Below are 19,701 nucleotides of genomic sequence, written 5' to 3'. Positions count from 1 at the left end.
CTACCCCAAACTCTGATGATGCCCACATAACCCGCTTGTTTCTTCCAAAACAATGCCCCCTCAAAATCATTCTAATTTTTCCCTACAAGATGAGCTGCTGCGTGGGGGCAGGAAATCGCACCTGCGCAGAAAAGTAAGTTTTACAGGCTTAATTGAGTACAGGCGTGATCTAGCTAAAGCTCCAGGTAGATCACGCACTGTATTACAAACAGGCCTAAAGCACCTTCGACAGGCGGCCTTACAATTCCCAACTCTCGTTGATCTGCCCGATGGCGTGGTGCGCCGTCATATCGAACTGGCAGGGAACAATGGACACGTAATTATGCAACAAGGCCCACTCGTCGGTGTCCTCCCCCTTGTCAAAGTTCACGAAGCTGCCCGTCATCCAGAAGTACTTGCGGTTGCGTGGGTCCAGGCGCTCGTCAAACTCCTCCTGCCACTTGGCATGGGCCTGTCGGCACACTTTCACCCCTTTGATGGGCTCTTCACTCTTTTTCGGGAAGTTCACGTTCAGGGCTGTGTTCTCCGGGATGCGATGCGCCAGCGCCTGACGGATAATCCGCTCGACGTATTCTTCGGTATGAGAAAAGTCTGCCTCATGCCCGTAATCGCATAGCGAGAAGCCAATAGAAGGAAGGCCCTCAATGGCCGCCTCAATGGCCGCCGACATGGTACCGGAGTACAACACGCTGATGCTGGAGTTAGAGCCGTGGTTAATGCCACTCACCACCAGGTCCGGCTTGCGGTCTTTGAGCACATGGTGCTTGGCCAGTTTTACACAGTCGGCCGGGGTGCCGGAGCACTCATAGGCTTCCACTCCCAGGTCTTCAAAAGCAATGGATCTATCTAATCGAAGCGTGTTTCCGATGGTGATGGCATGTCCCATTCCCGACTGCGGCCCATCAGGGGCTACCACCAGCACCTCTCCCACCCGCATGGCCACCTTTACAAGGGTGCGTATGCCTGGCGCTGTAATGCCGTCGTCGTTCGAGACTAAAATCAATGGTTTTGCCATTTTTATTATTTTTAGTTGAGGTATAACATAATAAACGAATTCGCAATTCGTGCTAATATACTACAACCTGCTGCTGCGCATCAAGGTTTAAATTAAAATTAAAGTACCCAGACAAGCACTGTTATGTTTAGGAATATTTTGTATGCTGTTCTGTTAGGTGTAAGCATGGCCGCCTGCCTCTCTCAGAACGACAATGAAACAGAAGGAGCAGAGGCCCCGACCTTGAAAGACATGCCTGCTGACGCAGATGGTGCTGTGGAGGCGCCTCTTTTACCAGAGCCCGCCAACTTTGTGGTGGAGAAAGGCCATGTGGGCGACGTGCGAATCGGGATGCCTGTGGAGGCCATGCGGCAGGACGTGCCAATGGGCATGGTGATCGCGGACACGACCCTCACGCAGGAAGGCCAGCAAAGCACGGCCTACCGGTTATACCCCGAAGGAGATGCGCAAGGCCTCTTGATAGAGCAAACCTGTGCGGCAGAGGTCTGCCGTGTGTGGCGGATTACCGTAGAGAGCCCGGATTACAAGACCCCGAAAGGCATCCGCGTAGGCTCCACCTACAGCGAAGTACAGCAGGCCTACCCGATCAGCTCGGTTACGTTTGAGGAGGGAAACCTGGTGGCCGTTGCGGAGGATGCAGGCATGTCTTTTATCCTGGACACATCACAGCTTGAAGCGAGCAAGCTATCTTCCTTTACCGCAGCCACCCTGCCCCCGGCTACCCTGGTTGAAAGCATCCTGGTTTATTAGCCTGTTGCAAGATTAGGTACAAATACGTATTATTGTTGCTATGGCTATATTTAGAACGGGCTACAAATACAAAGACCTCGGCTTACTGCTGCTACGTGTGGGCATTGGAGTCATGTTTATTCTCCATGGCTGGCCAAAGCTGGAGGCAGGACCAGAACGCTGGACGGCAATCGGCCAGAACATGGCCTTGCTTGGAATAGACTTTGCCCCGACCTTCTGGGGTTTTATGGCTGGCTTTGCCGAAGCAGTCGGTGGCTTGCTTATCCTGCTGGGCCTGTTTTTTCGCCCTTCCTGCCTGCTGTTGGTTATTACAATGCTAGTGGCTACGCTACGGCATGCTAGCGCCGGCGACGGCTTTGGGGGCTATTCCCACGCCCTGGAAGCAGCAATCCTTTTTGCTGCGCTTCTTTTGATCGGGCCCGGCAAGTACAGCCTGGACAAAGTGCTCTTCCCTAAAAAGAAAGACCGGAGTAAGTTTAGTAACCGGACTGTCTTCTCCTGATGGTTTAGCCTTGGCTCATAGCTGAGGCTTTTTTATTGCCCCACCCCTAGTAAGGTCTGTAGCCCTTATTATTGTCACGGCACATCTTCCCCTCCCAATTCCTCAAAATTCGGTAAATTGCATCTTTATCACTAATTGCAAACCTGATGCTTACCACCATACTCCTTGCGACCTTGCTCGCGACCGGTGCGCCCACCCAAGGCAAGCCAGACCTGAAGACGCCCTACGAAAAAGGCAACGGCAACCAGACCGCCACTTACGACGAGGCCATCCAATGGTACGAGAAACTGGATGAGGCCTACGACGAAGTGAAGATGCTCCCGTATGGCACAACGGATGTGGGCCGACCGCTGCACTTAGTTGTTGTGAACACAGACAAGGATTTTAACCCGGAGTCTGTCCGTCAGAAAGACAAACGGGTGCTGCTCATACAGAACGGCATTCACCCGGGCGAGCCCGAGGGGATTGATGCCACCATGATGCTGGTACGCGACTACCTGCAGGATAAAAAACTGCGCAAACAGCTCGACAACGTCGTGCTGGCAATCATTCCGGTATACAACATCGGCGGTGCCCTGAATCGCAACAGCCACACCCGCACGAACCAAAACGGGCCGGAGAGCTATGGTTTCCGCGGGAATGCCCGCAACCTGGACCTGAACCGCGACTTCATCAAAATGGACTCGCGCAATGCCCAGACCTTTCACGAGATCTTTAGGGAGTGGGATCCGGACGTGTTCATGGACAACCACACCTCCAACGGAGCCGATTACCAGCACGTGATGACGCTGATCGCTACGCAGCATAACAAGCTCAACCCCACGCTGGCCAAGTACCTGTCCGGCAAAATGGTACCCACCCTGTACCAGGGCATGAAGCAGGATAAGTTTCCGATGGTGCCTTACATGAACCATGCAGGGGAAACACCGGACGATGGCATTATCGGCTTCATGGAGTCTCCCCGCTATGCCACGGGTTATACGGCCCTTTACAATACCCTTGGCTTTGTGCCGGAGACGCACATGCTCAAGCCTTTTGACCAGCGGGTAAAAGCGACATACAAGCTGATGGAGAACATGATCGAGACGGTGCACCGCGACGCAAAAGAGATCGGAGAGCTGCGCGCCAAGGCAAAGCAGGAAACACTGGCACAGCAGAAGTTCCCGCTCGATTGGAGGTTGGACACCACCGAGGTGAGCCAGATCCCGTTCCTGGGCTACGAGGCGAAGTACAAGCCCAGCGACGTAAGTGGTCTGGACCGCCTGTACTACGACCGCAAGTCGCCGTACAGCAAAATGATCAAGTACTACGATGAATTCAAGCCTACGGTAACTGTGGAGAAACCTGTGGCCTATGTTATTCCACAGGCCTGGCACGAGGTAATTGACCGCCTGAAGACAGACCGCGTGCAAATGCAGCAGCTAAAAAAGGACACCACCCTCACCCTGGACACTTATTATATCAAAGACTACAAGACTGGCCAGCGTCCTTACGAGGGACACTACCTGCATTCTGACGTACAGGTGGAGACGAAGCGTATGCCACGCCAATTCTACAAGGGCGATTACGTGGTGTACCTGAACCAGCCCGCTAACCGCTTTATTGTAGAGGTGCTGGAGCCACAGGCAACGGATTCTTACTTTAACTGGAACTTCTTCGATTCTATCCTGATGCAGAAGGAGTACTTCTCCTCTTATGTGTTCGAGGATTTGGCAGCCGATATCCTGAAGCAAAACCCGGCGCTGCGCAAAAAGCTGGAAGAAATGAAAAAGCTGGACCCCGACTTCGCCAAGAATGCCCGCGCCCAGCTGGACTTCGTGTACCGCAACTCGCCGCACTATGAGTTCACACACATGATGTACCCCGTTGGCCGATTAACGCAGGACCTTAAGTTACCTTTATAAACAAGAAAGCCACCCAGCAGGGTGGCTTTCTTGTTTCTGTTAGTTAAAGGGTTCTACTCATTGCCTTTCAGATAGGCAGAGTACATCCATACCAGTTTTTCCTGTTCCCGAATGTAGTCGCTCATCAGGGCATTGGTACCTTCGTCATCGGCCTCACCAGAGAGGTCGAGCAGTTCCCGTTCCGCTTTAATCAGAATGCTGAAACCATTCAGTACTTCTCTGATGGCTTCCCGGCCCTCCGACACGTTCGACACCTCTTTGATATCCGCTTTCTCCAGGTACTCTGTAAAGGAGTGGTACGGGGTATGGCCCAGCGTCAGGATACGCTCGGCGATCTCATCAATTTTAAGGATGGCGTCATTGTACAGCTCCTCGAACTTGGCATGCAGCTCAAAAAACTTGTTACCAGAGATGTTCCAGTGGAAGCCTCTCGCGTTGATATAAAACAGTTGATAGTTGGCCAGCAGTTGGTTTAACTTGTCTGCCAATTGTGTTGCCTTATCAGCGTCGATGCCTATTAAATTCGTGTTTGCCATTGTCTTTTCACAGTTTTAAGTTGCTCTTTCTATTTTTCAGTCAAATTAGGAAGACCTGCTCGCCTTGTAAATGATAAATATCACCTCGCGGCAGATCTATCGCCTAATTTTTATGCGCGTTTACCGCTTCTAGCATGTCATTACTACAGCTACACGCAGCCAAACGCACTATAAGAGATACGGGACATACACCTAAAACGGTTCTCTGCAAAAGTCACTTACCTCTTGCTGCCCTGTTTTGACAGAAGAGGAATCCATATAAGCTTCTCTCTGCCACCCTTAAACACCTTCCGGGGCCTTTTGTCTGCCCAGCAAAGGACGTTTACTTTTCTTAGCCACTGTCCAGGGATAGCCTTTACAGCAATCTCCTGTCAGTCTCTTAGAATGCGGCCCTCCCCTTCCTTAAAGACTTTTCGCAGGCCGGCCTTCGCTTTGCCACTGCTCATCATAATGAGATAGTCTCCTGTCTCGATCAGCGTGCCTGCCGGAGGGTTCTTGATCAGCTCTCTTTTGCCATTCGCCGTTTTACTTAGTCCTAGCAGAATGCTGTTATAGTGGGTTTTCAGTTCATGAAAGACCTCCTCGCTATCCCTGTTTGCAAAGGGGCTTTGGGCCAGCACCTGGTACTGCTGAATATCATAATCTTCATCTTGGCGGGCAGTACTCAGCAGGTCTAGGTTCATGTCTGCCACATCAGGCTCGAAAATATAACTGGCTACTAGTTTGGAGGCGATCTCGTTTTTGGTGATCACATAAGTAACGCCTGCGGCTTTAAAGGTTTCTTTGAGTTGCAGTTTCTGCAGGCTTACCACGATCTCCGGCTCAGGGTAGCGCTTTCTGAAATTGATGACATACAGCAAGGCTTCTGAATCATCGTCGAAGCTGATGAACAGCGTTGCCGCCTGGTGGGCGTTGACTTTGGTTAACAGTTCGAAGTTGTTGAACTCGCTGAACAGCACGAACACCTGATCTTTGCTGTACTTCGAGTAGATCAGGTCGATGTCGTCTCTTTTACTCGTGATAATGGCCATTTTCTTGTCGCTGTGGTAGACCTCATCCGCGACCAAGCGGCTAAAGTCCCCCCAGCCCACAAACAGTATATGGTCTTTAAAGTCCGTGCCGTGAAAGCCTAATTTTCTATCTTCCAATATCTTTTGAATTTTACTTGAAATCGTACTGAACAAAAACCCCAGGACCCCAAGGCTGGAGAAGACGTAGATGTAACCAATGACTTTGCCCGCCGGCGTTACAGGAAACATGTCCCCATACCCCACGGTCGTAAGAGTTACAAACATATACCATACGGCATCCCCTACGTCGGTGATAGAGGCCTCTGCGGCATCAGCTTCGAACTGCACAAGCAGGAAGTTACAGGCAGCGAAAAACAGCAGTACGGCTAATGTGATCAGAAGAGGCTTTGGCTTGAACATGCTTTTCTGTTAGAGGATAGGAAAAACGCGTAAAGGGGGATCCAGGTTACTGTAGCCACAGAACATGGTTTTATCCTTCTCCTACCGTAGATGCTAATGGCTACCCCACCTTAAGTAAACACGGCTCAAAGGGCAAGCCTGTCCATTAAGGAATTGCTGTGAAAAACCCACTGTCATCCCGGACAAGCAGGGAGGGCTAAGTAGAAATACAGGCAGTATTTCTCTCTCTTTTCAGCGCTTGCCTCAGGAGAGAGCACACACTCCTAAATAATACACGCTCACGACGAATACTAGTGGCACGTAGTCTGTCTTAGGAAGCCGCAGCACCCGTTTCATCAAACGTCTACGGAGTCGTACACGATCACTTTGTCCCACAGGTGCGAATAGTTCTCCACGAACTTCAGGTGCACAGGGTGCTTTTGGTATATCTCCTCGTCCTCCAGGTTATCGAAAAACAACAGCCAGGACACGTCATAGCCTTTTTCGATCACATCCCGATTTGTAGGGGCCGGTTCGCCAATGCGAGCCAGTTGTATTTGCTTGATGGCTTTCAGGGTGTTCAGCCCTTCTATCAGTTTGGCTTTGTCTTCTTTAGAGCCCGGGTTCTTCAGCCAGAAATAAACATGATGTACGAAATCGCCTTTCTGCGCTCGTTTACCGCTCCCTGCCAGTGGTGCAAAGCCTAAAAGGCCTGCCACAGACAGGAAAGTACTGTTTCCTAGAAATGACCTTCTGGATAACTTTTTCATCGTGTATCTATCGTTTTAGTTTTCGCTTTTATCATGCCTCCCCTGCCTCTCACCTCTCTGTTTCTCATAAAGTAAAGAAATATTTTGAATAAAGAACAGGAACATAAGAGTTACCGCTGCCTCCTAACCTGTAAAACCTGAACAAGGTTACCCTCTGCAAGGGAAAGCAGCAGTCACTAACCTATCCCTAACCACGCCAGTAAACATTGGTAGAAGCAAACAGCACAAGTTTATGGAAGCACAGTCTGTTACTCCTTACCTCCTCCAGCCCCACGGCAGCATTCCGAATAACCAGCGGTTGCCCTTGTTACTCTATCAGCAGGTGTTTCAGGCTACGGGAGACCTGACAAGCCGGTTTAAAACGGCTTTTGCGCAACACGGCTGGGCTGGCAGCTGGGTGAATGGCGTGTACAGCTATCACCATTACCACAGCAACGCACACGAGGTCTTAGGCGTAGCAGCAGGCAGGGCTGTTATTATTTTTGGCGGACCGGGCGGAAAGGAAGTGGCGGTAACAGCGGGCGATATGGCTGTACTGCCGGCAGGCACTGGTCACTGCCTCAAATCCTCCTCGCCGGACTTTAAAGTAGTAGGCGCTTACCCCGCCGGGCAGGAGAATTACGATACCTGCACCGAGCAAGATGACCCTGACGAAAAGAAAAGGCATATCGCTCAGGTGGCCCTGCCCGAATCAGACCCTGTGGCGGGGAAGGACGGACCTCTGTTAGCCTACTGGAAGTAAGCCTAAACAGGCGTTTGCTACGGAACATATCGCTTGCCGCCCTGTTCGTACACAGATAGTTACCTTGCCTTTAAGTCAGCTCTCCACTTAAGATGAATGAGGGAGATGAACTAAAGGTGTATGTTACACAGATAAGAAGAAACAACATGAAAATACTGATTGCAGGATCACACGGCACGACCGGAAAACAAGTAGTTGAAATACTGGCACGGAACGACGTGTACGAATCCTACGCCATGATCCGAGACGAAGAGCAGGCAGATGAGATGCGGCGTCTTGGCGCTGACCATATTGTAGTCGCAGACCTGGAGGGCGATGTAACGGAGGCAGTACAAGGAATGGATGCTGTTATTTTTGCGGCCGGTTCGAAAGGGAAAAATGTGGTAGGGGTAGACCAGCAGGGTGCCGAAAAGTTAACAGATGCTGCTAAGGCAGCTGGCGTCTCCCACTTCGTGATGCTGAGCTCGATCGGCACAGACAATCCGGGCGGCGAACTGAAAGAGTACCTGATCGCTAAAGCCAAAGCAGACGAACACCTGCAGCAAAGCGGCCTCTCCTATACCATCGTACGGCCGGGGCACTTAGGGAATGGCGCCCCTACCGGAAAAATAAAAGTAGCCGAACACTTCAGCGAACGCAGTAACACCCAAATACCAAGAGCGGATGTAGCAGCAGTGCTGGTAAGTGCGCTGGAAAAGGACAACCTCCGAAACAAGACGTTCGAGCTATTGACGGGCGACACGCCCATACAGGAAGCCCTGCGACAGGTATAAGCCGTACAGAACACTCACATAACAAAGGGGAGCACCAGCAATGCTTGTAGTTTGCTGGTGCTCCCCTTTGTTTAAACGGTACGCCTGGTTTTTCTTTGGCCTAAGACTTAGGCACAGCATTCTCCTGAAAAACCCGGAGGAAATTACCGCCCAGGATCTTCTCAATGTCCTGCGCGCTGTAGCCGCGCACCAGTAACTCCCGGGTAAGCACAGGAAAATCCTCCACGCCGTCTAACTGCTGTGGGGCCGAAGAGATCCCATCGAAGTCAGACCCAAAGCCCACGTAGTCTACACCCACCAGCTTTACAATATGGTCGAGGTGGTCTAAGAGCAGCGACAAGGGCGGCCGTACGGCGTTTGCCTCCGCCGGGTACTTCTCCTTGAGCCACTCGTTTCTGCGGGACGTTGACCAGCCCAGCTTTTTGAGTGAATCCAACTCGGCCTGGTGCTTTGCCAAAAACTGCTTCTGCCGCTTATCAAACTTGCTGTCCAAAAAGCCGGAGAAGAAGTTCAGCTGTATCACACCGCCGTTTTTGGCAATTGCCCTGATTTGCTCATCTTTTAGATTACGTGCGTGAGGCCGAATGGCGTAAGCACTGCTGTGCGACACTATCACAGGCTTGGTTGTGGTCTCCATCACATCCCAGAAAGTCTGCTCTCCCACATGGCTCAGGTCCACCATCATCCCCAGCTCATTCATCCGTCGGACTACCTGCCGGCCAAAGTCATTCAGCCCCTTTTGGGCGTTAGGCACCGTGCCCCCCGTTTCGTCCGCCGCAGAGCTGGCCCAGGAGGTGGAGTTGTTCCAGGTGAGGGTCAGGTAACGGGTGCCCCGGCTGTAGAGGCTGTCCAAGTAGCCCAGTTTATCTTCTATCATGTGCCCCCCTTCTACCCCGATCATGGCGGCCAGCTTCTGTTGCTTTACCGCCTGCATCAGCTCCTCCGGTGACGTAACGATCCTCAGTTTATCCGGATTGCGCGCCGCAATGGCGTATAAGGAGTCTATCTGCCTGTTGGCATAGGCAAAGCCTTTTCCCTTGCCATAGGTCTCATCGCTCCACACTGAGAAGATCTGCACGTCCACTCCGCCTTCTTTAAAGCGCGCCAGGTCAGAGTGTGTTTTACCCCGCAAGTCCTCGGCTATGTCCAGGCCGTCCATCACTGCTATCAGCACATCGTTGTGCGTGTCCACTACAATGGCTTTTTGGTGCAGCGCCTTATGGTCTTGGGCCTGTAGCGGAAGGCTTGCTCCAGCCAGTAAGGCTCCTAAAAAAGTACCTCTCGTAACAATGCTTTTGATTTTCATGGACTTGTTTCCTGGTTTTCTATCAAATGGTGCCGCAACGCCTTACCCTGTGCTTTCAGATAGGCTTGCCTTTAGTTGAATACCACACTCTCAAGCATTAAGTGCAGGTGTACTATGCTTCATGCTTGAACATGGCAGGGCCATCTATCTAGGGTACTTCTCCTTTTTAGACTCTTCTTAACACATAACAGCCGATCTTCTCCGGGTGGTCCTGCACCAGGTCATCCGGCCGGCATTTGCGCAGCATCCAGAGCACCAGCAAATCTCCGGCAGCGGCCACCGAAAAGAAAAGGCCGAAGAAAAACACCCAGGGGTTACCCATTACAGTGCCTACTAAAGCTGGCAGTAGCCCCATCACCAGGCCAGGCATCAGACCTCCCAGGATATAGGGCTTTAAGGGAAGCACCTCTTTGCAATGGCAATAGGGCGTCAGGGCTGCCCAGTGCACTCCGTACTGGATAGACCGAAGACCTTTTTCACAGAAAGCCGCCCAGGTGAGGCCATGCAGGAGTTCATGCAGCACAGCCCCCGGAATAAAGACCAACAGCATCAGCAAAGGCAGGAAAAGCACCCGGACACCATGTTCCTGAACCAGTCCTTCCAGTGCCGCAGCAGAGAACTGCTCGTGCCAGAGCACGACATAAGGCACCAGGTACAAAACCATCAGCGGCAAGACAAAGGCCAGTGCCTGTGTGTTTGCCGCTGCAGCAGTGGCGGTCAATTCCAGCTGCTGGTAGTGCTTGCGTTCCACCTCCATGTTGCGCGCTTATGATACGGTGGGCTAAAAAAACTTCTTCAGGTCTGCCAACTGGTCTATCGTCTTTACCTCCGCTTCCACGGTTCCAAAGCCATAGCGGGCAAAAACAAAGGGTACTTCCCCCACCTGGCTTGCGTCGTAGTCTCCCTTGGTATCGCCAATGTACACGGCTTGCTTTAGGCCGTTCCGCTCGATGATCGCCCTGATGTTCTTGCCTTTAGGCTTATGGTCATCTCCAAAGCACAGGTGGTCGTCAAAATATCGCTGCAATCCGTGAAACTCCAAAAAGCCCTCTATATAGCCGCGCTGGCAGTTACTGACGATAAAAAGCTTATAGCCTTTGTTCTGCAGGTAGGTCAACGTCTCCTCCAGTCCTTCGTACAGTTGCCCGCCTTTCTTGTGCAGGTACTCGAGCTCCTCTTTGGCACAACGCTCCATCAGTTCCTGCCGCTGCTCCTTGTTCAGCTTTGGGAATAGTTTTTCATAAATGGCATCGTAAGGCATTCCGGCAATGCCGGCCACGTCTTCTTTTGTCACCGTCCGGTCTACATAAGGCAAGTCCTCAATAGCTGCCTGCCAGGCATCAGCCACCGTTTGTGTAGAATCCCAAAGTGTGCCGTCCAGGTCGAAGATAAGGCCGTCAGTCGTCGTGTTGTTCATGTGCTTCTAATTCAGTTGAGACAGGAGAAGCCTCTAAGTGCAAGACTTCACGCTGCCGTTAAGTGCAAATTAGGCATTGTAAGGCGGCCATGAAAGCAAAACAGGAAAAACGGCACCGCCGTGTACAAGAGCGTGTGTACTTTCTGCCGCGTTCTTTTTACACAAAAGTCCTGCTTTTAATCTCCTTTTAACCTCCCTGCCTATTTTTGCAGCATGAAAAGATCAAATCCGCTCCGTCAAAAACTTATTGTTTGCGTGCTAACGCTGTTCAGTTGCTTCTTCTTTGGTGAAGTAAATGCGCAGGACGCCCCGCGCATCAACGACCATAACAACAACGGCTGGTACATGTACTTCGGCGATCACAAGCTCAGCGAAAAATGGGGGCTGCACACTGAAGTGCAACTCCGCCGCTACAATGTTCTGAAGGACCCGCAGCAGCTTTTGCTACGCACAGGCGTTAACTATTACATTAACCCCGATGCATTTGTAACGCTGGGTTATGGCTTCATCGAAACGTCCCCGTATGGCGATTATCCGGCACCAGACGAGTTCCTGGAGCACCGCATTTATGAGCAGTTGCAGCTAAAGGGTAGCATCGGGAGGATAGGCCTTACACACCGTTACCGCTTGGAACAGCGCTGGGTAGAGTCGCCTCTAACGTCTGACTATACTTACCTGAACCGTGCGCGCTATTTCTTGAAAGCCACCATTCCTGTTGTGGGCCCCACGCTGGATGTAAATGAGCCCTACCTGGCCGCCTATGAGGAGATCTTTATCGGCTTTGGCAACAACATCCGGCAGAACATCTTCGATCAGAACCGCGCCTACCTTGCACTTGGCTACAAGTTCAGCCCAGCAGCCGCTGCCGAAGTAGGCTACCTGAACCAGATCGTGCAAAAAGCCAATGGCGTCGTTTTCGAGCGTAACCATACCCTACAAGTTGGGTTAACGTACAACCTCGACTTCACCGAATAGCCCCTCCAGACTTCCTCTACTAACAAAGAATGCGATACCAGTTAAGGATTTGTGCTGCCTTAACTGGTATCGCATCTCTTGGATAACCGTAAACAAGCTTACCGCTTATGCTGGCGCTACTACTTCAGCTTTCCGGCTGCGCCAATCTGCTGGCTATCTGATCTCCAGGTCTGTATGTACTATTATGTTACTGTTCATGGCATCCCGGTTGCTGACAGCTGCCTGCGTTAACAGCGAGTTGAAATAGTTCACGATGGCCACCAGCTCATGGGGCTTGTCATAGTCCAGGTTATGCTTACGTGCATACTTCTTTACCCGGCGGGCTTTGTCGCCGAACAGGTCAAACAAGTCTCTTCTGATGTTTCGTAAGGTAATAATCTCCCCATCTGGCAGCAGGATATAATAAAGCTCTTTTACCTGGTCCAACCATTCGCTTCCCATGGCATAATAGCTCGGATCGTAGTAATAGCTGTTCCGGCCACTGTTCCTGGAGGCGTCGCGGCGCACATAAGACTCCCGCATGATAAGGGTTAAGGTTCCCTGATTCAGCTGCTCAAAAAAAGTAGGGCGCTTAAAGTCGCTGTTCTCACGGCCTCTGTCCCACATTAGCGAGCGAAACACATAAGGCCTTCCGCTGGGTTGCTCCTGTGCTATAAAATATTGCACATTTACAGGAGAGAAAGAACTTAAGGACCCGTCTTCATTTTGCACATTAATAATGTCCTGGTTCCTGTGGAAAGTAAGGGGGCCGTAAACTGTGTCGCCACTGGCCAATACGACTTTTCCGGCAGGCCACTCCTGCACATCAAGTGCAGTTCTAAGCTGTGCCTGCGCTTTCTGGGGATATAAGCTCACCATTAAAGCGAGGATCACACATGTTAGTATATAGGTATTTATTGACTTTTTCATAGAGTTATTTTGGTTTAATTCTCACAACATTTCCTTTCCGCACATGTCACCGGTTTTTGTAGTCCGGCTTCCTATATTTTGTATGATTTTTAGCGCAAAAGGTTGCTCAATTACCTCAAACAAAAGCCATTAAAACTAAAAAACCTGTGCAAACGCGATAAAAGTCGCCTGCACAGGTTTTTAAAGGTACAACACTAAAACTGTTATTTCTCCAATGTCATGTTTTTCAGTATCTCATGGCCCAGCTTGTCGCGCTTGGTCGTCAGGTACCGTTGGTTATGCTCGTTGGGCTTTATCTCGATCGGCACCCGCTCCACTACCTCCAGGCCATAGCCCATCAGGCCGGTTCGCTTCTTGGGGTTGTTCGAAATGAGCTTCATTTTCGTGACGCCCAGGTCACGCAGGATCTGTGCTCCAACACCATAGTCACGCTCGTCCATGGCGAAGCCCAGCTCCAGGTTCGCTTCCACCGTATCCAGGCCTTGCTCCTGCAGCTTGTAGGCCTTTAGCTTGTTGATCAGCCCAATGCCGCGGCCTTCCTGGTTCATGTACACGATCACGCCCTTCCCTGCCTTGTCCACCATGCGCATGGCCTCGTGCAACTGAGGCCCGCAATCGCAACGGCAGGAGCCGAAAATATCGCCGGTTACGCAAGAGGAGTGCACCCGCACCAGTACTGGCTCCCCATCTTCCCAGCTTCCTTTAACCAGAGCCAGGTGCTTGGCGCCATTGCTGCGCTGGGTAAAGGCATACAGGTCGAAGGTACCGAAGTCAGTAGGCATCTGTACCGCTATCTCCCGGTCTATCAGGCTTTCAGCCTGCAGGCGGTAAGCGATCAGGTCTTTGATGGAGATCAGCTTCAGGTCAAAGCGTTCGGCCACCTTTACCAAGTCCGGCAGGCGCGCCATGGTACCGTCTTCGTTCATGATCTCGATCAGCACCCCGGCAGGAGAGAGCCCGGCCAGCCTGGCCAGGTCCACAGCCGCCTCGGTATGGCCAGCTCTGCGCAACACCCCTTCTTTCTTGGCTTTTAAAGGAAAGATATGCCCCGGCTTGCCCAATGATTGGGGATCAGTCGTTGGGTCCACCAGTGCTTTGATGGTTTTGGCGCGGTCGGAGGCCGAGATGCCGGTAGTACAACCGTGCCCGATCAGGTCCACCGACACAGTGAAAGGAGTGGCGTGCAGGGCCGTATTTCGCCCTACCATCAACTCCAGCCCCAACTCGTCGCAGCGCTCTTCTGTCAGGGGCACGCAGATCAGGCCCCTACCGTGCGTCGCCATAAAATTCACGATCTCTGGTGTGATTTTTTCGGCAGCGCAAATAAAATCGCCCTCGTTCTCGCGGTCGTCATCATCTACCACGATCACAACTTTGCCTTGGCGTATATCTTCTATAGCAGACTCAATAGCATCTAAAGGTCTGATGTCACCAGTTGTATTGGTTTCCATACTATTTCTGTTGTGCCTGCCCCTGCCCTATCCAAAACAAGGCAGGCTGTTGATCTTATCGTAAAGCGACGCAAAATTAGGAAGTTTGCGCCGCAATCCCTGTTTTTATTTAGGATAACACTTTTGAAGGGAATTTAGTTGAGGGGAAGAGGCAGCAGATGAGATTTTGTTTAAGGAGCAATGCCTGACCCAGGAATTAAAAGATTATGGTGGATGATCAGGATACCTATGCATTCTGCTGTACCGGGTCAAACCACCCCTGCCCCCTCCTTGTCCAAGGCGGGGAGTACGTAGTTACTACGGCAATGGCAAATACCTTGTAGTGGTAGTGCTTCCGAAATAAAAGGTTAAGAGCGAAAATAGTATCTGTAACAGTTCTCTTAGGTGGCTTCCTCTTAAGGTAATGAAGCGATGCATGAAACTTCTACTACTTCTACTATAGAATTTATCATGAAAGGGCAAAAAAAAGGTTCCCCGCCTTGGATAAGGAGGGGGCAGGGGTGGTTTGATCCGGTACAGCAGGATAAGGGCTATAAGATCCTTCCCCCCAAGGAGGCACTGGTGCCAGGGGCATCTTGATAATTCTCTACCCCTAAAAATCCTGACTCTGGTAAATGCACTACCTGTTCACCACAATCCCCAGCATGTCGCCTAGCTGGCTGTGCAGCTGCTTTAGCATGAGGATGTTGTTTAGCTGGTTATCCTGCTCCTGTGGGTCTGTTACCAGGCGCAGCTTCTCCATTTCCCCTTTCAGGATCAGCTCCACGTTACGCCACTTCAGCCGTAGCACGGCACGCTCAGCACCGTAGGGGAGCAAGTCCGTCTCTTTCGGTACAAAGATCTGGTGCGTCTCCCAATTATGGCTCAGCTCGTGCGGGTCTGAGAGCAGGTGGGTCGCCTCTGTGCGGATCTCCTGGTCCGGGTAATGGACAAAGTCCTCAGCAGAGGGGATCACATTATCGCAGAGCTTTTCCTTTACCAGCTCCATCAGGCGGGCATAAAGCGGTGTCCGGAACTCTACGTCCTCCAACTGCTCCAGCATGTATTGGCAGGTGGTGACGCCCTCTTCCAGCATCTGGTTCGGATAATTGAGCAGCATGCGCACGATCTCCCGTTCATAGCGTTTCAGCACGTCTACGTCCGACACAGGCTTTTCCGGCTCCTCCTCTACCGGGAGCCCTACAGGCGCTTCAAAAGGACTACTCCCAGGTTTTTGTGATGGCTGCCGGTCCTGCAGCTGCATTTTGTTGTACTCCGAAATCAGAACCTGCTCGTCTATGTCGAAGATCAGGCTGCAGCTCCGGAAAAAGACAGTTCGCTTGATGGAGTCCGGAATTTTGGCAATAGAAGCCACAATTTCCCGGATCGCCTCGGCCTTTTTCACGGGGTTGCCCTTCGCCTCCTCCGCGTATAGGCTTGTTTTAAAGGAGATAAAGTCCTGCGCCTTCTCCTTAATATAGTTCTTAAAATTGGTGTCGCCTACCTTCTGGATGTAAGAGTCCGGGTCCTCCCCTTCCGGGAAAGTCACCACGTCCACGTTCAGGCCGCTTTCAAGGATCAGGTCGATCCCGCGGAGCGAGGCTTTGATACCGGCCGCGTCCCCGTCGTAGAGCACCGTAATATTCTGCGTATAGCGCGCGATGAGTTTGATTTGCCCTTCCGTCAGCGAAGTACCCGAGGAGGCCACCACGTTCTCGATCCCGCCCTGGTGCAGCGAGAGCACGTCCAGGTAGCCCTCCACCATGTAGCACATGTCCTGCATGCGGATGGCCTGCTTTGCCTGAAACAAGCCGTACAGCACGTTGCTCTTGTGGTAGATGTCTGACTCTGGGGAGTTGAGGTATTTCGGGCTCTTCTTGTCGTTCGACTTTAAGGTACGGGCCCCGAAGCCGACCACGCGCCCCGACACGTTGTGGATGGGGAACATCACCCGGCCACGGAAACGGTCGTACTTTTTGCCGTCTTCCTTGGCAATCGTAAGCCCCGTCGCCTCCAGGTACTTCTGCTGGTAGCCGGCTTTCAGGGCAGCATCGGTCAGGTTCGTCCACTCATCCAGGCTGTAACCCAACTCGAACTTGCGAATGGTGTTGTTCGAGAGTCCCCGTTGCTTTAAGTAAGACTGCCCGATGCCGCCCTGCTCGTGGTTGTGCAGCAGTTGCTGGTAGTGCTTGCTGGCAAAGTCTGAAACAATGAAAAGGCTGTCCCGCTCGCTCTGCTCTTTCGCGTACTCCGGGTTCGGCTCGTCTTCCGGGATATCGATGTGGTACTTCTTGGCCAGGAACTTGATCGCCTCCGGAAAACTGGTTCCCTCGATGTCCATAATGAACTGCACCGAGTTCCCCGCCTTGCCACAGCCAAAGCACTTGTAAATGCCTTTTGCCGGCGACACCGAGAAGGAAGGCGACTTTTCGTGGTGGAACGGGCAGCAGGCCCACATGTTCTGCCCCTTTTTCTTCAGCGACACAAAGTCGCCCACCACCTCGGTAATATCGGCAAGGGCAAGTACCTGGTCAACGGTTTCTTTCGGGATCAAAGACATGGGCAAAGGGTATTAGCGGAAGACAAAGATAAGAGTTCAGCCGGTCTTGTTAAAGTAATTTGAGTGGCTGCCTATATTCTGACAAGCCCCTTCGCAAGAACAGGTCGCGACCTGTCCGTTCCTTGCACAACCAGTCCGAAATGACCAAACCTTGCATCATCAACTTGTCTGAATCAGGATTTTCAAGATGAAAAAGGATGGATAGGATGTTTGATAGTGGCGGCTTGTCTGTACTTGTACTTTTTGTTGCATTTCTAAGTCACTGTGCGGACAGGTCGCGACCTGTTTCTACGAAGGTTGAACCGGCAGCAGGTCCTGGTACAGCTCCAGGTTCTCGGCATCGAAGCAAACAAAAACTACTCGCTTTAACCCTGTATCATGGTTTTGCAGGTACTCCTGCACTGCCTGTACGGCCACGTTGGCGGCTTTGTCTTTCGGATAGCCATAGACGCCCGTGCTGATGTTAGGGAAGGCAATGCTTTTTACCTCTTTCTCGTCGGCCAGGCGAAGGCTATTGCGGTAACAGTTCGTCAACAAGGCTTGTTCTCCTTTCGCACCTCCATGCCAGACAGGGCCCACCGTGTGGATGACATATTTCGCCGGCAGGTTACCTCCAGTAGTTACCACCGCCTCGCCCGTGGGGCAGCCGCCTTGCCGGGCCCTGATTTGCTTGCACTCCTCTAAAATAGCCGGGCCGCCAGCGCGATGGATAGCGCCATCTACGCCGCCGCCACCCAACAGGCTGCTATTCGCCGCATTCACCACGGCATCTACCTCCAGTTTCGTAATGTCTCCCTGAATGACCTCGAGTTTTGTGTTTCCCATTGTGCTGTGTTTTCTCATGCATACGGACAGCCGCGTGATCACGGCCGGGCACACGCAGGAGCTGCGCACGCTGCGAGGTCTTTGGCAATCTGCTGGCACCAACATGCCGCTGGGGATAAAGGGTGCGCTTGTACGACACCTACACCTCGCATTCCGTTAACCGCGCACTTGATCAGGCCTGAAAAGGCAAAGCACCATAGCACTAAACCTCTGTTAAAGAGCAAAGCTTACATTCTCACCAAACGCGCAAACTTATACGTGCCCGGGCTTGTTCTACTCTTACGGCCTTCTCATATGAATCGGAAAATTTTGTTCGTATCTTTGTGAGGCAAATTGCAAAGCAGTTTATTAGACATATGGCTATTACAAAAGAAGATATATTAAAAGCCCTCAGCTATGTGGAGGAACCGGACCTGGGAAAAGACCTGGTGACCCTGAACATGGTGGAGGACGTGCAGGTGAACGGGAAGGAAATTAGCTTTACAGTTATCCTGACAACACCCGCCTGCCCGCTGAAAGACCTGATCCGCAATGCCTGTGTGAATGCCATCCATATGATGGTAGACAAAGAGGCCGTGGTGACAGTGAACATGACCTCCCACGTTACCTCTGGCCGTGCCGACAATGGCGCTACGGTAAGCGGTGCGAAAAACATCATTGCTGTTGCCTCGGGTAAAGGCGGCGTAGGCAAGTCTACCGTTACCACGAACCTGGCCATTGGCCTGGCGCTTTCCGGTGCCAAGGTGGGCCTCATCGATGCCGACATCTACGGTCCTTCTGTTCCGACCATGTTTGGCACCGAAGACGAGCGTCCGCGCATGGTGCAGGGCGACCACGGCAAGAACTACATCGTTCCGGTGGAGAAGTACGGCGTAAAGATGATGTCGATTGGCTTCCTCACTCCTGCTGATGGCGCCGTGGTGTGGAGAGGCCCGATGGCAAGCTCTGCCCTGCGTCAGTTTATCTCGGACGTGGATTGGGGTGACCTGGATTACCTGCTGATCGACCTGCCACCGGGAACCTCTGATATCCACCTGACCATGGTACAGGCCCTGCCGGTAACAGGCGCCGTGATCGTGACAACACCGCAGAAAGTGGCCCTGGCCGATGCCATGAAAGGACTACAAATGTTCCGCCAGCCACAAATTAACGTGCCGGTGTTGGGAGTGGTCGAGAATATGGCTTACTTTACGCCAGCCGAGTTGCCGGAGAATAAATATTATATTTTCGGCGAAGGAGGCGGTAAATCCCTGGCAGACAGGTTCAGCGTGCCTCTTTTAGGACAAATTCCTCTGGTACAGGGCATTCGCGAAAGCGGCGATGCGGGAACTCCTGTCGTTATGCAGAACGATTCTCCGGCTTCAGGTGTTTTCAAGGAGTTGGCTCAGTCTGTGGCCCAGCAAGTTTCAGTACGGAACGCCACACTGGAGAAAACAAAACCTGTTGAAATTAAAAGCTAAAGATACATGGCAGCCACAAACGTAGACCAAGATTTTATGCTCCGCATCGAGTCGGCCCTCGACCAGATCAGGCCGTACCTGGAAGCTGACGGAGGCAATGTGAAAGTGCTGGAGGTAACCGACGACATGGTGCTGAAGCTGGAACTGCTGGGTGCCTGTGGCTCCTGCCCGATGTCTACCATGACCTTGAAAGCCGGTGTAGAGCAATCTGTGTTAAAGGCAGTACCCGAGATAAAAGCCGTGGAAGCCGTTAACATGACCCTGTCTCCTCAGTAGACTGTAACATAAACTCATTTAGGCGCAAAGCGGGTGTGGTTCGACCACATCCGCTTTGTTTTTTAGTACTTCTCGTGCCCCGCATCCGGCCAAGCATGTTCTTTTCCGTATAATGGAGAAAAGCTATATTTGTTTAGCTAAG

Annotated in this window: 19 protein-coding genes; 8 read left to right on the top strand and 11 right to left on the bottom strand. The window is 51.9% G+C overall.

Annotation, left to right across the window (positions count from 1 at the left end; genetic code table 11):
- Nucleotides 1–238 precede the first annotated feature (238 nt).
- Nucleotides 239–1,015 (bottom strand): 5'/3'-nucleotidase SurE, encoded by a 777-nt coding sequence (surE, locus tag CHB92_RS23760; protein ID WP_089321734.1) that lies wholly within the window; start codon nt 1,013–1,015, stop codon nt 239–241.
- Between the two features lie 123 nt (nt 1,016–1,138).
- On the opposite strand from surE, the gene CHB92_RS23755 reads away from it, so the two are divergent.
- From CHB92_RS23755 to CHB92_RS23745, 3 genes are all read left to right on the top strand, one after another.
- Nucleotides 1,139–1,765 (top strand): hypothetical protein, encoded by a 627-nt coding sequence (locus CHB92_RS23755; RefSeq protein WP_089321733.1) that lies wholly within the window; start codon nt 1,139–1,141, stop codon nt 1,763–1,765.
- A 40-nt stretch (nt 1,766–1,805) separates the two neighbouring features.
- A complete protein-coding gene (locus tag CHB92_RS23750; protein ID WP_089321732.1) occupies nt 1,806–2,267 on the top strand; it encodes a DoxX family protein in 462 nt (153 codons plus the stop codon).
- Between the two features lie 146 nt (nt 2,268–2,413).
- A complete protein-coding gene (locus tag CHB92_RS23745; RefSeq protein ID WP_089321731.1) occupies nt 2,414–4,171 on the top strand; it encodes a M14 family metallopeptidase in 1,758 nt (585 codons plus the stop codon).
- A 53-nt stretch (nt 4,172–4,224) separates the two neighbouring features.
- Here the strand turns inward: CHB92_RS23745 and CHB92_RS23740 are convergent, their stop codons facing one another.
- The 3 genes from CHB92_RS23740 to CHB92_RS23730 form a co-directional block, all read right to left on the bottom strand.
- A complete protein-coding gene (locus tag CHB92_RS23740) occupies nt 4,225–4,707 on the bottom strand; it encodes a Dps family protein (protein ID WP_089321730.1) in 483 nt (160 codons plus the stop codon).
- A 371-nt stretch (nt 4,708–5,078) separates the two neighbouring features.
- Nucleotides 5,079–6,137: a potassium channel family protein gene (locus CHB92_RS23735; RefSeq protein WP_089321729.1), complete on the bottom strand. Its 1,059-nt coding sequence runs from the start codon at nt 6,135–6,137 to the stop codon at nt 5,079–5,081.
- 335 nt (nt 6,138–6,472) lie between these two features.
- A complete protein-coding gene (locus CHB92_RS23730; protein WP_089321728.1) occupies nt 6,473–6,886 on the bottom strand; it encodes a Dabb family protein in 414 nt (137 codons plus the stop codon).
- A gap of 232 nt (nt 6,887–7,118) precedes the next feature.
- On the opposite strand from CHB92_RS23730, the gene CHB92_RS23725 reads away from it, so the two are divergent.
- Both CHB92_RS23725 and CHB92_RS23720 read left to right on the top strand, forming a co-directional pair.
- A complete protein-coding gene (locus CHB92_RS23725; protein ID WP_089321727.1) occupies nt 7,119–7,628 on the top strand; it encodes a cupin domain-containing protein in 510 nt (169 codons plus the stop codon).
- Between the two features lie 146 nt (nt 7,629–7,774).
- On the top strand, nt 7,775–8,401 hold the full coding sequence (locus CHB92_RS23720) for an SDR family oxidoreductase (RefSeq protein ID WP_089321737.1): 627 nt from the start codon (nt 7,775–7,777) through the stop codon (nt 8,399–8,401).
- 100 nt (nt 8,402–8,501) lie between these two features.
- Here the strand turns inward: CHB92_RS23720 and CHB92_RS23715 are convergent, their stop codons facing one another.
- From CHB92_RS23715 to CHB92_RS23705, 3 genes are all read right to left on the bottom strand, one after another.
- The gene (locus CHB92_RS23715) at nt 8,502–9,707 is read right to left on the bottom strand and encodes a dipeptidase (protein WP_089321726.1); all 1,206 of its coding nucleotides are present in this window, start codon (nt 9,705–9,707) and stop codon (nt 8,502–8,504) included.
- A gap of 166 nt (nt 9,708–9,873) precedes the next feature.
- Entirely contained in the window at nt 9,874–10,464 is a 591-nt protein-coding gene (locus CHB92_RS23710; protein WP_089321725.1) for a DUF3267 domain-containing protein, read from the bottom strand.
- 24 nt (nt 10,465–10,488) lie between these two features.
- Nucleotides 10,489–11,124, bottom strand: a complete 636-nt coding sequence (locus tag CHB92_RS23705) for an HAD family hydrolase (protein WP_089321724.1) — start codon at nt 11,122–11,124, stop codon at nt 10,489–10,491.
- A 213-nt stretch (nt 11,125–11,337) separates the two neighbouring features.
- Between CHB92_RS23705 and CHB92_RS23700 the strand changes: the two genes are divergently transcribed.
- Nucleotides 11,338–12,099, top strand: coding sequence for a DUF2490 domain-containing protein (locus tag CHB92_RS23700; RefSeq protein WP_089321723.1), 762 nt, complete (start codon nt 11,338–11,340; stop codon nt 12,097–12,099).
- A gap of 153 nt (nt 12,100–12,252) precedes the next feature.
- Here CHB92_RS23700 and CHB92_RS23695 read toward each other — a convergent pair whose 3' ends face one another.
- From CHB92_RS23695 to CHB92_RS23680, 4 genes are all read right to left on the bottom strand, one after another.
- A complete protein-coding gene (locus tag CHB92_RS23695) occupies nt 12,253–13,008 on the bottom strand; it encodes a hypothetical protein (RefSeq protein ID WP_089321722.1) in 756 nt (251 codons plus the stop codon).
- A gap of 203 nt (nt 13,009–13,211) precedes the next feature.
- Entirely contained in the window at nt 13,212–14,459 is a 1,248-nt protein-coding gene (locus CHB92_RS23690; RefSeq protein WP_089321721.1) for a bifunctional 3,4-dihydroxy-2-butanone-4-phosphate synthase/GTP cyclohydrolase II, read from the bottom strand.
- Between the two features lie 619 nt (nt 14,460–15,078).
- On the bottom strand, nt 15,079–16,998 hold the full coding sequence (gene dnaG, locus CHB92_RS23685; RefSeq protein WP_089321720.1) for a DNA primase: 1,920 nt from the start codon (nt 16,996–16,998) through the stop codon (nt 15,079–15,081).
- Nucleotides 16,999–17,286: 288 nt separating this feature from the next.
- Nucleotides 17,287–17,823: an O-acetyl-ADP-ribose deacetylase gene (locus CHB92_RS23680; protein WP_089321719.1), complete on the bottom strand. Its 537-nt coding sequence runs from the start codon at nt 17,821–17,823 to the stop codon at nt 17,287–17,289.
- Nucleotides 17,824–18,179: 356 nt separating this feature from the next.
- On the opposite strand from CHB92_RS23680, the gene CHB92_RS23675 reads away from it, so the two are divergent.
- The gene (locus CHB92_RS23675; protein ID WP_089321718.1) at nt 18,180–19,283 is read left to right on the top strand and encodes an Mrp/NBP35 family ATP-binding protein; all 1,104 of its coding nucleotides are present in this window, start codon (nt 18,180–18,182) and stop codon (nt 19,281–19,283) included.
- Nucleotides 19,284–19,289: 6 nt separating this feature from the next.
- Entirely contained in the window at nt 19,290–19,559 is a 270-nt protein-coding gene (locus CHB92_RS23670; protein WP_089321717.1) for a NifU family protein, read from the top strand.
- The last annotated feature ends 142 nt before the right edge of the window (nt 19,560–19,701 follow it).

Origin of the sequence: Pontibacter ummariensis (genome assembly GCF_900188175.1) — a bacterium.
Taxonomy (GTDB): Bacteria; Bacteroidota; Bacteroidia; order Cytophagales; family Hymenobacteraceae; genus Pontibacter; species Pontibacter ummariensis.
The sequence above is the reverse complement of the archived record's forward strand: the minus strand, read 5'-3'. Positions and strand labels throughout refer to the sequence as shown.

What these genes read in the sequence shown, in the direction of transcription:
- surE (WP_089321734.1), bottom strand. Translation starts at nt 1,015, where the DNA reads ATGGCAAAACCATTGATTTTAGTCTCGAACGACGACGGCATTACAGCG.
- CHB92_RS23755 (WP_089321733.1), top strand. Translation starts at nt 1,139, where the DNA reads ATGTTTAGGAATATTTTGTATGCTGTTCTGTTAGGTGTAAGCATGGCC.
- CHB92_RS23750 (WP_089321732.1), top strand. Translation starts at nt 1,806, where the DNA reads ATGGCTATATTTAGAACGGGCTACAAATACAAAGACCTCGGCTTACTG.
- CHB92_RS23745 (WP_089321731.1), top strand. Translation starts at nt 2,414, where the DNA reads ATGCTTACCACCATACTCCTTGCGACCTTGCTCGCGACCGGTGCGCCC.
- CHB92_RS23740 (WP_089321730.1), bottom strand. Translation starts at nt 4,707, where the DNA reads ATGGCAAACACGAATTTAATAGGCATCGACGCTGATAAGGCAACACAA.
- CHB92_RS23735 (WP_089321729.1), bottom strand. Translation starts at nt 6,137, where the DNA reads ATGTTCAAGCCAAAGCCTCTTCTGATCACATTAGCCGTACTGCTGTTT.
- CHB92_RS23730 (WP_089321728.1), bottom strand. Translation starts at nt 6,886, where the DNA reads ATGAAAAAGTTATCCAGAAGGTCATTTCTAGGAAACAGTACTTTCCTG.
- CHB92_RS23725 (WP_089321727.1), top strand. Translation starts at nt 7,119, where the DNA reads ATGGAAGCACAGTCTGTTACTCCTTACCTCCTCCAGCCCCACGGCAGC.
- CHB92_RS23720 (WP_089321737.1), top strand. Translation starts at nt 7,775, where the DNA reads ATGAAAATACTGATTGCAGGATCACACGGCACGACCGGAAAACAAGTA.
- CHB92_RS23715 (WP_089321726.1), bottom strand. Translation starts at nt 9,707, where the DNA reads ATGAAAATCAAAAGCATTGTTACGAGAGGTACTTTTTTAGGAGCCTTA.
- CHB92_RS23710 (WP_089321725.1), bottom strand. Translation starts at nt 10,464, where the DNA reads ATGGAGGTGGAACGCAAGCACTACCAGCAGCTGGAATTGACCGCCACT.
- CHB92_RS23705 (WP_089321724.1), bottom strand. Translation starts at nt 11,124, where the DNA reads ATGAACAACACGACGACTGACGGCCTTATCTTCGACCTGGACGGCACA.
- CHB92_RS23700 (WP_089321723.1), top strand. Translation starts at nt 11,338, where the DNA reads ATGAAAAGATCAAATCCGCTCCGTCAAAAACTTATTGTTTGCGTGCTA.
- CHB92_RS23695 (WP_089321722.1), bottom strand. Translation starts at nt 13,008, where the DNA reads ATGAAAAAGTCAATAAATACCTATATACTAACATGTGTGATCCTCGCT.
- CHB92_RS23690 (WP_089321721.1), bottom strand. Translation starts at nt 14,459, where the DNA reads ATGGAAACCAATACAACTGGTGACATCAGACCTTTAGATGCTATTGAG.
- dnaG (WP_089321720.1), bottom strand. Translation starts at nt 16,998, where the DNA reads ATGTCTTTGATCCCGAAAGAAACCGTTGACCAGGTACTTGCCCTTGCC.
- CHB92_RS23680 (WP_089321719.1), bottom strand. Translation starts at nt 17,823, where the DNA reads ATGGGAAACACAAAACTCGAGGTCATTCAGGGAGACATTACGAAACTG.
- CHB92_RS23675 (WP_089321718.1), top strand. Translation starts at nt 18,180, where the DNA reads ATGGCTATTACAAAAGAAGATATATTAAAAGCCCTCAGCTATGTGGAG.
- CHB92_RS23670 (WP_089321717.1), top strand. Translation starts at nt 19,290, where the DNA reads ATGGCAGCCACAAACGTAGACCAAGATTTTATGCTCCGCATCGAGTCG.